Source organism: Pseudomonas sp. SJZ079 (assembly GCF_007993865.1).
In the GTDB taxonomy this organism is placed as follows: domain Bacteria; phylum Pseudomonadota; class Gammaproteobacteria; order Pseudomonadales; family Pseudomonadaceae; genus Aquipseudomonas.
The window spans coordinates 38,059-52,249 of sequence record NZ_VIUH01000031.1 but is presented as its reverse complement, the minus strand read 5'-3'; the positions used below and the strand labels follow the sequence as shown (position 1 = coordinate 52,249).

The window sequence follows — 14,191 nt, the reverse complement described above, 5'->3', positions numbered from 1 at the left end:
GTGTCCAAGGGGCCGTGGAATGAGTGTCCAAGTCAGCGTGGAATCGCTGTCCAAGTGTTCGTGGACTGGGTGTCCAAGTGCGCATGGAATCCCCACGCTGCGCTTCCAAAAGCCATTACTGCGCAGCACTATCAGGCGTCATTTGAGGAATACTTATTCACTCAGCTGAAGATTCCTGAAGGAAGAGTCAAACAAAGCAGCACCGGTAGAATCTGGCAATAGCAGGGCTTAGCTGGGGCAAGGCAACCAGCGCGTCAATTCCATTCTATTTTGACCTTCCACCCCCTCCGGACTTAATGGCGTCATGCCGGCCTTGTCAGCGAGCCGCGCCGCCGCTCTTTATATTTCAGCTTAGCGTTATGACATAAGCTCCTATTACATAAAGTCTTTCATTCATTTAGCCGACAAAATCAAGAGCTCACTCACCCCTTCTTGCCTGTTGACTTAATGCTTTTCCAGCCTTACGTTAACGTAAAGGTAAATGAGCGAGACGATTTCCATGGCTGCTCCCTACAGCATCTCCGACCTGGCCCGCGAGCTGGACATCACCACCCGCGCCATTCGCTTCTATGAGGAGCAAGGCATGCTCAGCCCCGAGCGGCGTGGTCAGGAGCGCATCTACAGCGGCAAGGACAAGGTCACCCTGAAGCTGATCCTGCGCGGCAAGCGCATCGGCTTCTCCCTGGCCGAGTGCAAGGAACTGATCGAGCTGTACGACCCGGTGCATGGCAATCGCAAGCAGCTGGAAACCTTCATGCACAAGATTGCCGAACGTCGCAGCCAGCTGCAGCAGCAGCTGCTGGACATTCAACAGATGCAGCTGGAACTGGACACAGCCGAAGAACGCTGCCTAAGCGCACTAGCTGAAACTGATAAGAAACAAGGCATTACAGCCTAAACCTCAGAACGATTAAGACAGGTGGAACCATGAGCTATCCGTCCCTCAACTTTGCCCTCGGCGAAACCATCGACATGCTGCGTGATCAGGTCCAGGCCTTCGTCGCCGCCGAACTGGCGCCACGCGCCGCCGCCATCGACAGTGACAATCTGTTCCCGGTCGACATGTGGAAGAAGTTCGGCGACATGGGTCTGCTCGGCATCACCGTCAGCGAGGAGTACGGCGGCTCGGGCCTCGGCTATCTGGCCCATGTGGTGGCACTCGAAGAAATCAGCCGCGCCTCGGCTTCGGTCGGCTTGTCCTACGGCGCCCACTCCAACCTGTGCGTCAACCAGATCAATCGCAACGGCACCGCCGAGCAGAAGGCCAAGTACCTGCCCAAACTGGTCAGCGGCGAGCACATCGGCGCGCTGGCGATGAGCGAGCCGAATGCCGGTTCCGACGTGGTGTCGATGAAGCTGCGCGCCGAACAACGCGGCGACCACTTCGTGCTCAACGGCAGCAAGACCTGGATCACCAACGGTCCGGACGCCAACACCTATGTGATCTACGCCAAGACCGACCTGGAAAAAGGCGCGCACGGCATCACCGCCTTTATCGTCGAGCGCGACTCGAAAGGTTTCTCCCGCGGCAGCAAGTTCGACAAGCTGGGCATGCGCGGCTCGAACACCTGCGAGCTGTTCTTCGATGACGTCGAAGTACCGGCCGAGAACATCCTCGGCGTGCTCAACGGCGGCGTGAAAGTGCTGATGAGCGGCCTGGATTACGAGCGCGTGGTGTTGTCGGGCGGCCCGATCGGCATCATGCAGGCCTGCATGGACGTGATAGTGCCTTACATCCACGACCGCAAGCAGTTCGGCCAGAGCATCGGCGAGTTCCAGCTGATCCAGGGCAAGGTCGCCGACATGTACACCCAGCTCAACGCCAGCCGCGCCTACCTGTATGCCGTGGCCCAGGCCTGCGACCGTGGCGAAACCACGCGCAAGGACGCCGCCGGGGTGATCCTCTACAGCGCCGAACGCGCGACGCAGATGGCCCTGGATGCGATCCAGATTCTCGGCGGCAACGGCTACATCAATGAATTCCCCACTGGTCGCCTGCTGCGCGACGCCAAGCTCTACGAGATCGGCGCCGGCACCAGCGAGATCCGCCGCATGCTGATCGGCCGCGAGCTGTTCAACGAGACCAAGTAGTCGAGCCCTTTGTAGGAGCCAGCTTGCTGGCGATGCTTTTACCCCGGATCGCCAGCAAGCTGGCTCCTACGAAACATGCCCAATTCGACGGAGCGCCCCAGATGGCCATCCTGCATACCAAGATCAATACCCGTTCGCCGGAGTTCGCCTCCAACAGCGCGGCCATGCTCACTCAGGTCAATCACCTGCGCGCCCTCCTCGCCCGCGTCCATGAAGGCGGTGGCGAGAAAGCCCAGCACCGGCATATTTCACGCGGCAAGTTGCTGCCACGCGAGCGGATCAACCGCCTGCTCGACCTCGGCTCGCCGTTCCTCGAGATCGGCCAGTTGGCCGCCCATGAGGTGTATGGCGAAGAAGTGCCGGCTGCCGGGGTGGTCGCCGGCATCGGTCGGGTCGAAGGCGTCGAGTGCATGATCGTGGCCAATGACGCCACGGTGAAAGGTGGTAGCTACTACCCACTGACCGTGAAGAAGCACCTGCGCGCCCAGGCCATCGCCCAGCAGAACCGTCTGCCGTGCATCTACCTGGTCGATTCCGGCGGCGCCAACCTGCCGCGCCAGGACGAGGTGTTTCCGGACCGCGAACACTTCGGGCGGATCTTCTTCAATCAGGCCAACATGAGCGCCATGGGCATCCCGCAGATCGCCGTGGTTATGGGCTCCTGCACCGCCGGCGGGGCCTATGTGCCGGCCATGGCCGACGAGGCAATCATGGTGCGCCAACAGGCGACCATCTTCCTCGCCGGCCCGCCGCTGGTGAAGGCCGCCACCGGCGAGGTGGTCAGCGCCGAGGATCTCGGCGGTGCCGACGTGCACTGCAAGACCTCGGGGGTGGCCGACCACTACGCCGAGAACGACGATCACGCCCTGGCCCTGGCCCGCCGCAGCATCGCCAACCTCAACTGGCGCAAGTTCGGCGTGCTCAACAACCGCGAGCCGATCGCCCCGCTGTACGACGCCGAAGAACTCTATGGCGTGATTCCGGCCGATGCCAAGCAGCCCTTCGATGTGCGCGAGGTGATCGCGCGCATCGTCGACGGCTCGGTGTTCGATGAGTTCAAGGCGCTGTTCGGCGCCACCCTGGTCTGCGGTTTCGCCCATATTCAGGGCTACCCAGTAGCGATCCTCGCCAATAACGGAATCTTGTTCGCCGAATCGGCGCAGAAAGGCGCGCACTTCATCGAGTTAGCCTGCCAGCGTGGCATTCCCCTGCTGTTCCTGCAGAACATCACCGGTTTCATGGTCGGGCAGAAGTACGAGGCCGGCGGCATCGCCAAGCACGGCGCCAAGCTGGTCAACGCCGTGGCCTGCGCCAAGGTGCCGAAGTTCACCGTGATCATCGGCGGCAGCTTCGGCGCCGGCAACTACGGCATGTGCGGCCGCGCCTACGATCCGCGTTTCCTGTGGATGTGGCCGAATGCGCGGATCGGCGTGATGGGCGCCGAGCAGGCGGCCGGCGTGCTGGTGCAGGTCAAACACGAGCAGGCGGCACGCGCCGGCCATGACTTCTCCGCCGAGGAGGAAGCCAAGCTCAAGCAGCCGATCCTCGAACAGTACGAGCGCCAGGGCCACCCCTACTATTCCAGCGCGCGACTGTGGGATGACGGCGTCATCGACCCGGCGCAGACCCGCGACGTGCTCGGCCTGGCGTTGTCCGCCAGCCTCAATGCGCCGATCGAGCCGACTACTTTCGGCGTATTCAGGATGTAATCCGTGGGAGGGGCTTCAGCCGCGACAGGCAAAACAAAATTCGCGGCTAAAGCCCCTCCCACCTAGAGCCTGCGAACATTTCGAGTCCACCGCCATGACCGATTTCAGCACCATTCAACTGGACAAAGACCCGCGCGGCGTCGCCACCCTATGGCTCAACCGCCCGGACAAGAACAACGCCTTCAACGCCGAGATGATCCGTGAGCTGATCCTCGCCCTGGATCAGGTGCAGGCCGACAAGGATCTGCGCTTTCTTATCCTGCGTGGGCGCGGCAAGCATTTCTCGGCCGGCGCCGACCTGGCCTGGATGCAGCAGTCCGCCGCGTTGGATTACAACGCCAACCTGGCGGACTCGCGCGAGTTGGCCGAGTTGATGCACAACCTGTATCAGCTGAAGATTCCCACCCTGGCCGTGGTGCAGGGAGCGGCCTTCGGCGGCGCGCTGGGTCTGATCGCCTGCTGCGACATGGCCATCGGCGCCATGGACGCGCAGTTGTGCCTGTCCGAGGTGCGTATCGGCTTGGCCCCGGCGGTGATCAGCCCCTTCGTCGTGCAGGCCATCGGCGAACGCGCGGCGCGGTGTTATGCCTTGACTGCCGAACGTTTCAGCGGCGAGCGCGCGCAGCAACTGGGCCTGCTGGCCGAGTGCTACCCCGCCGAGGAACTCGACCAGGCGACCGCTGCCTGGACCGCCAACCTGCTGCTGAATAGCCCGCAGGCCATGCAGGCGAGCAAAAACCTGCTCAGAGAAGTGGGCAGTGGCGTGCTCACCCCAGCCTTGCGCCGTTACACCGAGAACGCCATCGCCCGTATCCGCGTCAGCCCGGAGGGCCAGGAAGGCCTGCGCGCTTTCCTCGACAAACGCAAACCCAGCTGGCAGGAGCAACAATGACTATTCCTAGCGATCTAGTGCTCCATACCGTTCAGTGCTGCAGCTGGCTCGATAAACGCCAATCCCTCCGGCAGGAGCAATAAGCATGAGCAAGCACATCGATACTCTGCTGGTGGCCAACCGCGGCGAAATCGCCTGCCGGGTGATGCACAGCGCCAAGGCCATGGGCATCAAGACCGTGGCGGTGCACAGCGCCATCGACCGTAACGCCCGCCATGTGCGCGAGGCCGATATGGCCATCGACCTGGGCGGCGCCAAGCCGGCCGACAGTTACCTGCGCATCGACGCGCTGATCGAAGCGGCCAGGGCCAGCGGCGCCCAGGCCATTCACCCCGGCTACGGCTTTCTCTCGGAGAACGCCGGTTTCGCTCGCGCCATCGAGGCCGCCGGGTTGATCTTTCTCGGCCCGCCCGCCAGCGCCATCGACGCCATGGGCAGCAAGTCCGCGGCCAAGGCGCTGATGGAGGCCGCCGGCGTGCCGCTGGTGCCTGGCTATCACGGCGAGGCGCAGGATCTGGAGACCTTCCGCGCCGCGTCGGAAGTCATCGGCTACCCGGTATTGCTCAAGGCCACCGCCGGTGGCGGCGGCAAGGGCATGAAGGTGGTCGAGCGCGAGAGCGAACTGGCCGAGGCCCTGGCCAGCGCCCAGCGCGAGGCAAAGTCGTCCTTCGGCGACTCGCGCATGCTGGTGGAGAAATACGTACTCAAGCCACGCCACGTGGAGATCCAGGTGTTCGCCGACCAGCACGGCCACTGCCTGTATCTGAACGAGCGCGACTGCTCGATCCAGCGCCGCCACCAGAAGGTGGTCGAGGAAGCGCCGGCACCCGGGCTCACCCCGGAACTGCGCCGCGCCATGGGCGAGGCAGCGGTGAAGGCTGCTCAGGCCATCGGCTATGTCGGTGCCGGCACAGTGGAGTTCCTGCTGGACGAACGCGGCGACTTCTTCTTCATGGAGATGAACACCCGCCTGCAGGTCGAGCACCCGGTCACCGAGGCCATCACCGGCCTGGATCTGGTGGCCTGGCAGATTCGTGTCGCCCGTGGCGAGGCATTGCCGCTGACCCAGGATCAGGTGCCGCTGATCGGCCATGCCATCGAAGTGCGCCTGTACGCCGAAGACCCGGACAACGATTTCCTGCCGTCCACCGGCACCCTGGCCTTGTATCGCGAGGCCAGCGCTGGCCCAGGCCGCCGAGTAGACACGGGCGTGGCTGAGGGCGACGAGGTGTCGCCCTTCTACGACCCGATGCTCGGCAAGCTGATCGCCTGGGGCGACAATCGCGAGGAGGCGCGCCTGCGCCTGCTGGCCATGCTGGATGAGACCTGCGTCGGCGGGGTGAAGACCAACCTGGCGTTCCTGCGTCGCGTGCTGGCCCACCCGGCCTTCGCCGAGGCCGAGCTGGATACCGGCTTTATCCCGCGCCACGAAGCGCAACTGCTGCCGCCACCAGGCGAATTATCCGCCGCGTTCTGGCAACTGGCTGGCGAAGCGTTCGTGCAGAGTGAACCGGCTCGGCAATCACACGAGGATGCCCATTCGCCCTGGGCAGCCAGCAGCGGCTGGCGCGCCGGCCTGCCCAACGAGCGCTCGATCAGCCTGCACTGCAATGGCAGCGAGCAGACGGTGAAACTTAATGGCGAGGCCCGCCTGCAAGGCGAAACGCTGTTGTGCAGGAGCCAGCCTGCTGGCGATCAGCTTCATGCTCACAGCATCGCCAGCAAGCTGACTGCTACAGCAGTCCAGCGTCGCCACATGGCGATTCGCCAAGGCGCTACCCTGTACTTCGAGTGGGATGGCGAGCTGCACGCGGTCAGCCGCATCGACCCGATCGCCGCCGTCGAGGCCAGCCATCAGCATCACGGCGGCCTGACCGCACCGATGAACGGCAGCATTGTCCGCGTGCTGGTTGAAACCGGCCAGCAGGTCGAGGCCGGCACCGCCTTGGTCGTGCTAGAGGCGATGAAGATGGAGCACAGCATCCGTGCGCCGCATGCCGGCACCGTCAAGGCGCTGTATTGCAGCGAAGGCGAGATGGTTGGCGAAGGCAGCGTACTAGTGGAGCTGGACGAAGCCTGACGGCTCGGTGCTGTCGAATGCTGAATTGACTGCGTAGGATGGGTATCGCAGGCTCAACCCACCCTACCGTCTTTCGCTACAACAGCCCTCGCGTAGGCCGGATGCAATCCGGGATTGACCAGGTATTTTGCCCCCGGATTGCATCCGGGCTACCCCTACAGAGAAGTGCATATGAATCTCCCCCAACAGGTGCGCTTGGTCGAAGTCGGCCCGCGCGACGGCCTGCAGAATGAGCAACAACCGATCAGCGTGGCCGACAAGGTGCGCCTGGTCGATGACCTGTCCGCCGCCGGCCTCTCCTATATCGAAGTCGGCAGCTTCGTCTCGCCCAAATGGGTGCCGCAGATGGCCGGTAGCGAACTGGTGTTCGCACAGATCAAGCAACGCCCTGGCGTCACCTACGCCGGGCTGACCCCCAACCTCAGAGGCTTCGAAGCCGCACTGCAGGCCGGAGTCAAGGAAGTCGCGGTGTTCGCCGCCGCCACCGAAGCCTTCTCGCAGAAGAACATCAACTGTTCGATCGACGAGAGCCTGCAACGTTTCGTGCCGCTGATGGACGCTGCCAAACAACACGGCATCCGCGTGCGCGGCTATGTCTCCTGCGTGCTCGGCTGCCCCTATGAAGGCGCTGTGGCGCCTGAGCAAGTTGCCAGTGTGGCCAGGGAGCTGTTCGCCATGGGCTGTTACGAGGTATCCCTCGGCGACACCATCGGCACCGGCACCGCCGGCGCTACGCGTAGATTGATCGAAGTGGTCGGCCGCGACATCCCTCGTGACCAACTGGCCGGACATTTCCACGACACCTATGGCCAGGCCCTGGCGAATGTCTACGCCAGCCTGCTGGAAGGTATCGGCGTATTCGACAGCTCGGTCGCGGGTTTGGGTGGCTGCCCCTATGCCAAGGGCGCCACCGGCAACGTCGCGACCGAAGACGTGCTGTACTTGTTGAATGGCCTTGGCATCACAACCGGCATCGACCTGGAGCAATTGATCGCCGCCGGCCAGCGCATCTGCGCGCTGCTGGGCAAGGCCAATGGCTCGCGTGTGGCCAGGACCAAGCTAGCCAGCGCCTAAGCTCTACCTAGGTGTAGCCTGGGGCAAACCGACGGACAGTTCGCCGCTGCCCCGGATTGCATCCAGACGGCAGAGTGCGTTCGCCAGCAGGCTGATGGGGTGAAGCCCTGCGAAGGCAGCATGTTGCTGCCGTCAGGCTTTTTACAGCCTGTAAGGCCCGAGGCTCAGCCTCTATGCGTTTAGCCCATAATTGGAATACAGCAGGCACAGCCCTTCCAAGGTCGTCATCCGAGAAATAGAGGTCGCTGAAGTTCAAGGCCAGCGCCGAACAGTAGGCTAACGTGTCCAGTATCGGGCTTATCGACGATCAATAGGCCGAATCGAGCGAGGAGTCGACATGCGACCACCCTTGTGGGCACCTTCCGCCGAGCGCATCGCTACAACCCGGATGGACGCTTTCCGCCACTTCGTCAACCAGCGGCATCACCTGCATCTGGCCGACTACCCTGCGCTGCATGCCTGGAGCGTGGCGCAGCGCGAGGCATTCTGGCAGTCCATTATCGAATTCTTCGAGATCCGCTTTAGCCAGCAGCCCAGTGCCGTACTGCAAGAGGGCGCCGCCATGCCCAGCGCCCACTGGTTCCCTGGCGCCACGCTGAATTTCGCCGAACACTTGCTGCGTCGCCGTGACGCTCACCCGGCGCTGGTCGCCATCGGCGAGGACGGTAGCCGCGAGCAGCTGAGCTATGCCGAGCTGGCTGCCCACGTTGCCGGCCTGCAGCGCAGCCTGAAAGCCGCGGGCGTCGGCCTGGGCGACCGGGTCGCGGCCTTTATGCCCAATACCTGGCAAACCCTGGTTGGCATGCTCGCCGCCACCAGCCTCGGCGCCACCTGGTCGTCCTGCTCGCCGGACTTCGGCACCCAGGGAGTGATCGACCGCTTCGGCCAGATCGAGCCCAAGGTGTTGATCACCTGCGCCGGCTACCGCTACGCCGGCAAGAACCTCGACCTGACCGGCAAACTCAACGAAATTCTCGAACGCCTGCCGTCGCTTCAGCAGTTGATAGTCGTGCCCTACTCCCGACCAGAAGCCAAGCTCGCAGACTTCACCACCGGCGCCCAGGTCGCACTCTGGCAAGCGTTCTATCAGCCCGGCGGCGACCCCGAGTTCACCCAGGTGCCCTTCGACCATCCGCTGTACATCCTCTATTCCAGTGGCACCACCGGCGTGCCTAAATGCATCGTTCACGGCAGCGGCGGCGTGCTGCTGCAACACGTCAAAGAACTCGGCCTACACAGCGACCTGTCGGCTACTGACACCCTGTTCTACTACACCACCTGCGGCTGGATGATGTGGAACTGGCTGGTCTCCGGCCTGGCCCTGGGCGCCACGCTGGTACTGTTCGACGGCTCCCCCTTCCACCCAGGCGCCGAACGCTTGATCGACCTGATCGACGCGGAGGACATCAGCATCTTCGGCAGCAGCGCCAAATACCTGGCCGCCTTGGAGAAAGCCGGCGCCAAACCGGGTAGCACGCACAGATTGCAGCGCCTCAAGGCCATCCTCTCCACCGGCTCGCCGCTGTCCCACGAGAGCTTCGAGTACGTCTACCGCGAGATCAAAGCCGACCTGTGCTTGTCGTCTATTTCCGGCGGCACCGACATCGTCTCCTGCTTCGTGCTGGGCAACCCGCTGTTGCCGGTGTGGCGCGGCGAGTTGCAATGCAAGGGTCTGGGCATGGATGTGCAGGTGTGGAACGACGCCGGCCAGCCGGTCAAGGGCGAGAAAGGCGAACTGGTCTGCGCCCAGCACTTCCCCTCGATGCCGGTAGGTTTCTGGAACGACCCGAACGGCGAGAAATTCCATGCCGCCTACTTCGACACCTTCCCCGGCGTCTGGGCTCATGGCGACTACGCCGAGGAAACCGAGCACGGCGGTCTGGTGATCCACGGCCGCTCCGACGCGGTGCTCAATCCCGGTGGCGTGCGCATCGGCACGGCGGAAATTTACCGCCAGGTGGAAAAGGTCGACGAGGTGCTGGAATCCATCGCCATCGGCCAGGACTGGAAGGGCGACGTGCGCGTGGTACTGTTCGTCCGCCTGCGCGACGGCGTGCCACTCACCGACGAACTGCAAAGCCGCATCCGCCAGGTGATCCGCGCCAACACCACGCCGCGACATGTGCCGGCCAAGATCATCGCCGTGAGCGATATCCCGCGCACCATCAGCGGCAAAATTGTCGAGCTCGCGGTGCGCAATGTGGTGCACGGCAAAGCGGTAAAAAACACCGATGCATTGGCCAATCCACAGGCCCTGGAGTTGTACCGGGACTTGCCTGAACTGCAGCGTTGACCTGCCAGCCCCATGAGAAGGCCCAGACGCTCTGGGCTGTTCCATGGCTGAAGATCACCCAACTTTCCAGTTGTGCCTTCCGGCCTTGAGTCTGAATAGACAGCGCAGGAAAGATCGCATAGCGTCGAACTTCAGATTTCGGCTGTTAACCGCCAATCAGCCATACCCACCGGAAGTGAATCGTGCAAACGCCTGACTACCTCATCCGAACGATGACCCGACAAGAGCTGGATATTGCCATCGACTGGGCGGCGATAGAGGGCTGGAATCCTGGGTTGTACGACGCCGAGTGCTTCTATGCGGCCGACCCCAGTGGCTTTCTGATCGGAGTACTGGGCGATGAGCCGGTTTCGGTGATTTCAGTCGTGAGGTATGGCGCCACCTTTGGGTTTCTGGGTTTTTACATCGTTAAGCCCGAGCATCGCGGCAAGGGCTACGGCCTGCAGATCTGGAATGCCGGTCTTGAGTACCTCAAGGGTCGTACTATCGGCCTCGATGGTGTGGTCGCCCAACAAGACAACTACATGAAGTCCGGGTTTACCTGGGCGCATGCCAATGTCCGCTACCAGGGCATTGGAGGCGGATGCCGCCATGAAGATGCGGACATCGTGCCGTTATCCGCCGTGTCCATCGAGGCGGTATGTGCTTACGACCGGGCGTTCTTTCCCGAACCCCGCAGGCAGTTTCTCAGGTGCTGGACTCAGCAACCCGAAAGTACCGCACTTGGCATCCTCCGCGATCGCCAGTTGGCCGGTTATGGCGTTCTGCGCAGATGCCGCTCGGGCTACAAAATAGGCCCGTTATTCGCCGACACTGCCGAGTTGGCAGAACCGCTGTTTTTAGCCCTGAAGGCAGAGGTGCCAGTCGGAGCGCCGGTTTTCCTGGATACGCCGGCAGTGAATTCGGCGGCGATCGAGATGGCCCAGAGGCACAACATGTTCGTCTCGTTCGAGACAGCGCGCATGTACCGAGGACAACCGCCCGCATTACCCATGAACCGGGTGTTCGGCGTGACCACGTTCGAACTTGGCTGAAGCGAATTGACAAGCCTGTAGAGATCAGGAGCAGTACTGCAGCCAGTTTCTGCAGACGAATTTGAACCTAGATTGAACCCACTCAAGGATGAGCAGATGACCCGCAACTACCACTTGGCCCAAGTCAACATCGCCAGGGCCAAGGCCACACTCGACTCGCCAGTCATGCAAGGCTTTGTCGAACAACTCGAGCATATAAACCAACTGGCAGAAACCAGCCCCGGGTTTGTTTGGCGATTGCAAACAGCGGAAGGCGATGCAACGGCACTTAAGGTTTTCGATGACGAGCTGGTCATCGTCAACCTGTCCGTATGGGATTCGGTTGAATCGCTGAAAAACTACGTTTACACAGGCGATCACCTGAGCGTCCTGAAGGACAAGCAACAGTGGTTCGACAAACCCAGCGCGCCGACACTGGCTTTATGGTGGGTGCCCGCAGGGCATCTGCCGACGATTGAACAAGCCAAGAGCGCACTGCAAACACTGACCGCAGAAGGCCCATCCGCACAGGCCTTTACCTTTGCCAAGCCCTTCCCTGCCCCCGAGGAACACAGCGCTGCACGCGAGGAACTGGTCTGACAGTTGCCAGCGCTCGCGTCATAAAAAACACTGTAGGACTGTCGTCATCAACTGACCGCCAGTTAACGCGACTTATAAGGAGCCAGATGCAATATGGAAGTTAACTGCAATTCACTCGAGCAGGTGCGCGCAACTATCGATCGTATCGACCGCCAGCTGGTAACCCTGTTGGCAGAGCGTGGCACCTATGTCGCTGCGGCCGCACGTTTCAAAAAAACCACTGATGATGTCCAAGCCCCCCAGCGGGTCGAACAGGTCATTGTTAAAGTGACGGCATTGTCCCGTGAGTTGGGTGCAGACCCGCGCATCACCGAACAGGTATACCGAGCGATGATCAGCGCTTTCATCCAGACAGAGCTGGCCGAACATGCAGCCTTGAACCGCGGGGCAAACAAACCTTGATAGGTGGTTCAGCTCGCTTTACCGCAAGAAACCAAAATGTCACATAAAAAGGAGCAACACAGTGGCTGGACAATACCCTGAAAAAATCAGATCGCTGCCTTTGTACGACGGTCGCTTTGACGCGTACAAACTCGAAGCCAAAGACAGCGATGTGCTATTTGCCTCGTACCCCGCCGGTACCTCAATTCCCCCGCACACCCATGAAACCGACAATTACGGGGTTATCACCCGCGGCGCGTTGATCCTGAGCATTGACGGCGCCACCACCACCTACCGGGTTGGCGACTGGTATCACGTGCCGGCCGGGGTCGAACATGCCGCCGAATTTAACGAAGAAACTGACGAAGTTGAGTTCTGGTTTAATTCCGGCGCCTGACCGACGCCCAACAGCCCCTCATTTAATTCACCGATGTTTCCTCGACCTCGACATTAAGCAGAGACAATAGCCATCGACACCCTCCTCGAACTCACCGCTCGCTGTATCGGCTATGTCTTGCTGGATATCCTGTTCGGCACCCTGCTCTATTGGCTGGGTTGGCCAGTGGTCAAGCTGATAAGCCTGGGGAAATGCCCACGCCAGCCGTGGCACCTGGCGTCGCGTGAGGCGGTTTACGTCTCATGCGTTGGTTTGGCTGTCGGCCTGGTTGGGATGATGGTTGCGCTGGGGCAGTTCTAAAGCATGAGGTGAGGATATTTGCGCGCTAGGTTAATGCCTGAAACTCCCCCAGCCCACGTATCGCACTCTGCTCACAGGTAGGGACGAACCACAGCCAACGACCGCTCAACGAATGCCTGTTTCTCGCCCACGGGCGCGACGTAATGCAGCACCTCGGCACACGCGCCTTCGCCCGCCAACTTGGCGATCACCCAGGCCGCCAGATAGGGCGCCGACAGGCATCCGCCGGCGGTAGCCAGATTACCCTTGGCATAAAACGGCTGATCCAGCACGCGGGTGCCCGCCTCGATCACCCAAGGCTTGCTGGTCAGATCGGTGCAAGCCGGTAGCTCGCCCAGCAGTCCGAGCTTGGCCATCAGCAAGGTGCCCGAACACTGTGACCCTATCAACTGACGCTGCGGATCAAGCTGCAAGCGCTGGAGAATTCCACGATCCTCAGCAATCGCGCGGGTCTGCATACCGCTGCCGAACAGCACTACGTCCGCTTCATTGGCGAACTCCAATAGTTGCTGGGCCTGGACCCGTACGCCATTCATTGAAGTGACGTACTCGCTCGGGCAGGTTATCTGCGCCTGCCAACCCTGGCTGCGCATTCGGTTGAGCAGAGCGGCAGCGACAAAGGAGTCCAGCTCGTTGAAGCCCTCGAACGTCAATACGGCAATACGCATCTCATCTCCCGACTTGCAGCTTCAGATCTGACAGAAACCACGAATCTATGCGTTAGTGAGCATGCTCGCCAGCACAGCAGAAATAAAATCCGCCAATACAGATTGTGTCCCCTAAGGTGCGGACCTGGTCGCCTGTTTGTTGGCATTAGATGGACACCGAGGTCGACGATGCAACGACGCCAAAACAGTCAAATCTGTCTATTTTTTATACAAACATTCCCGGTTCGCTGTTACGCGCCCGGTATTGTGAAAAAAACATGCTGCGCTTGCGTCGTCTGCATTTACTTACTAAAACTTATGGGTAGTATGTACGCCGGCTGATTTCCTATCGTTTGGGAACTGCTTTAATGGAAAATTACACCTTTAGGGGAACACGATGAACAACGTTCTGAAATTCTCTGCTCTGGCTTTGGCCGCAGTTCTGGCTACCGGTTGCAGCAGCATGTCCAAAGAAACTGAAGCACGTCTGACTGCTACCGAAGACGCTGCTGCTCGCGCTCAAGCCCGTGCCGATGAAGCCTACCGCAAGGCTGATGAAGCTATGGCTGCTGCTCAGAAGGCTCAGCAAACTGCTGACGAAGCCAATGAGCGTGCTATGCGTATGCTGGAAAAAGCCAGCCGCAAGTAATAGCCCCTCAAGGCTAACTAAAGCCGCCCCTCAAAAGGGGGCGGCTTTTTTATTGCCTGGAAGAT

At 61.2% G+C, this 14,191-nt stretch carries 13 protein-coding genes; 12 read left to right on the top strand and 1 reads right to left on the bottom strand.

What is annotated here, in order from left to right; genetic code table 11:
* Positions 1 to 499 precede the first annotated feature (499 nt).
* From FBY03_RS20545 to FBY03_RS20495, 11 genes are all read left to right on the top strand, one after another.
* A complete protein-coding gene (locus tag FBY03_RS20545; RefSeq protein WP_147174209.1) occupies positions 500 to 898 on the top strand; it encodes a MerR family DNA-binding transcriptional regulator in 399 nt (132 codons plus the stop codon).
* Between the two features lie 29 nt (positions 899 to 927).
* Positions 928 to 2,091, top strand: a complete 1,164-nt coding sequence (locus FBY03_RS20540; protein WP_147174207.1) for an isovaleryl-CoA dehydrogenase — start codon at positions 928 to 930, stop codon at positions 2,089 to 2,091.
* A 101-nt stretch (positions 2,092 to 2,192) separates the two neighbouring features.
* Positions 2,193 to 3,800, top strand: a complete 1,608-nt coding sequence (locus FBY03_RS20535) for a carboxyl transferase domain-containing protein (protein WP_147174206.1) — start codon at positions 2,193 to 2,195, stop codon at positions 3,798 to 3,800.
* 94 nt (positions 3,801 to 3,894) lie between these two features.
* Entirely contained in the window at positions 3,895 to 4,692 is a 798-nt protein-coding gene (locus tag FBY03_RS20530; protein ID WP_147174205.1) for a gamma-carboxygeranoyl-CoA hydratase, read from the top strand.
* An 85-nt stretch (positions 4,693 to 4,777) separates the two neighbouring features.
* Complete coding sequence (locus FBY03_RS20525) at positions 4,778 to 6,772, top strand: acetyl/propionyl/methylcrotonyl-CoA carboxylase subunit alpha (protein ID WP_147174204.1); 1,995 nt, start codon at positions 4,778 to 4,780, stop codon at positions 6,770 to 6,772.
* A 171-nt stretch (positions 6,773 to 6,943) separates the two neighbouring features.
* Complete coding sequence (locus tag FBY03_RS20520; RefSeq protein WP_147174203.1) at positions 6,944 to 7,846, top strand: hydroxymethylglutaryl-CoA lyase; 903 nt, start codon at positions 6,944 to 6,946, stop codon at positions 7,844 to 7,846.
* Positions 7,847 to 8,183: 337 nt separating this feature from the next.
* Entirely contained in the window at positions 8,184 to 10,139 is a 1,956-nt protein-coding gene (locus FBY03_RS20515) for an acetoacetate--CoA ligase (protein WP_147174202.1), read from the top strand.
* Positions 10,140 to 10,321: 182 nt separating this feature from the next.
* A complete protein-coding gene (locus tag FBY03_RS20510) occupies positions 10,322 to 11,173 on the top strand; it encodes a GNAT family N-acetyltransferase (RefSeq protein WP_256678008.1) in 852 nt (283 codons plus the stop codon).
* 96 nt (positions 11,174 to 11,269) lie between these two features.
* Entirely contained in the window at positions 11,270 to 11,752 is a 483-nt protein-coding gene (locus FBY03_RS20505) for a DUF3291 domain-containing protein (RefSeq protein ID WP_147174201.1), read from the top strand.
* A gap of 93 nt (positions 11,753 to 11,845) precedes the next feature.
* Complete coding sequence (locus tag FBY03_RS20500) at positions 11,846 to 12,154, top strand: chorismate mutase (RefSeq protein ID WP_147174200.1); 309 nt, start codon at positions 11,846 to 11,848, stop codon at positions 12,152 to 12,154.
* Between the two features lie 61 nt (positions 12,155 to 12,215).
* Complete coding sequence (locus FBY03_RS20495; protein ID WP_147174199.1) at positions 12,216 to 12,530, top strand: cupin domain-containing protein; 315 nt, start codon at positions 12,216 to 12,218, stop codon at positions 12,528 to 12,530.
* A gap of 371 nt (positions 12,531 to 12,901) precedes the next feature.
* Here the strand turns inward: FBY03_RS20495 and FBY03_RS20490 are convergent, their stop codons facing one another.
* Positions 12,902 to 13,498 carry a DJ-1/PfpI family protein gene (locus FBY03_RS20490; RefSeq protein WP_147174198.1) on the bottom strand — a complete coding sequence of 199 codons (597 nt, stop codon included), beginning with the start codon at positions 13,496 to 13,498 and terminating at the stop codon, positions 12,902 to 12,904.
* Between the two features lie 376 nt (positions 13,499 to 13,874).
* On the opposite strand from FBY03_RS20490, the gene oprI reads away from it, so the two are divergent.
* Positions 13,875 to 14,126, top strand: a complete 252-nt coding sequence (oprI, locus tag FBY03_RS20485) for an outer membrane lipoprotei OprI (protein ID WP_025166192.1) — start codon at positions 13,875 to 13,877, stop codon at positions 14,124 to 14,126.
* The last annotated feature ends 65 nt before the right edge of the window (positions 14,127 to 14,191 follow it).

Excerpts from the sequence above, each read along its gene's own strand:
- FBY03_RS20545 (WP_147174209.1), top strand. The coding sequence starts at position 500 with ATGGCTGCTCCCTACAGCATCTCCGACCTGGCCCGCGAGCTGGACATC.
- FBY03_RS20540 (WP_147174207.1), top strand. The coding sequence starts at position 928 with ATGAGCTATCCGTCCCTCAACTTTGCCCTCGGCGAAACCATCGACATG.
- FBY03_RS20535 (WP_147174206.1), top strand. The coding sequence starts at position 2,193 with ATGGCCATCCTGCATACCAAGATCAATACCCGTTCGCCGGAGTTCGCC.
- FBY03_RS20530 (WP_147174205.1), top strand. The coding sequence starts at position 3,895 with ATGACCGATTTCAGCACCATTCAACTGGACAAAGACCCGCGCGGCGTC.
- FBY03_RS20525 (WP_147174204.1), top strand. The coding sequence starts at position 4,778 with ATGAGCAAGCACATCGATACTCTGCTGGTGGCCAACCGCGGCGAAATC.
- FBY03_RS20520 (WP_147174203.1), top strand. The coding sequence starts at position 6,944 with ATGAATCTCCCCCAACAGGTGCGCTTGGTCGAAGTCGGCCCGCGCGAC.
- FBY03_RS20515 (WP_147174202.1), top strand. The coding sequence starts at position 8,184 with ATGCGACCACCCTTGTGGGCACCTTCCGCCGAGCGCATCGCTACAACC.
- FBY03_RS20505 (WP_147174201.1), top strand. The coding sequence starts at position 11,270 with ATGACCCGCAACTACCACTTGGCCCAAGTCAACATCGCCAGGGCCAAG.
- FBY03_RS20500 (WP_147174200.1), top strand. The coding sequence starts at position 11,846 with ATGGAAGTTAACTGCAATTCACTCGAGCAGGTGCGCGCAACTATCGAT.
- FBY03_RS20490 (WP_147174198.1), bottom strand. The coding sequence starts at position 13,498 with ATGCGTATTGCCGTATTGACGTTCGAGGGCTTCAACGAGCTGGACTCC.
- oprI (WP_025166192.1), top strand. The coding sequence starts at position 13,875 with ATGAACAACGTTCTGAAATTCTCTGCTCTGGCTTTGGCCGCAGTTCTG.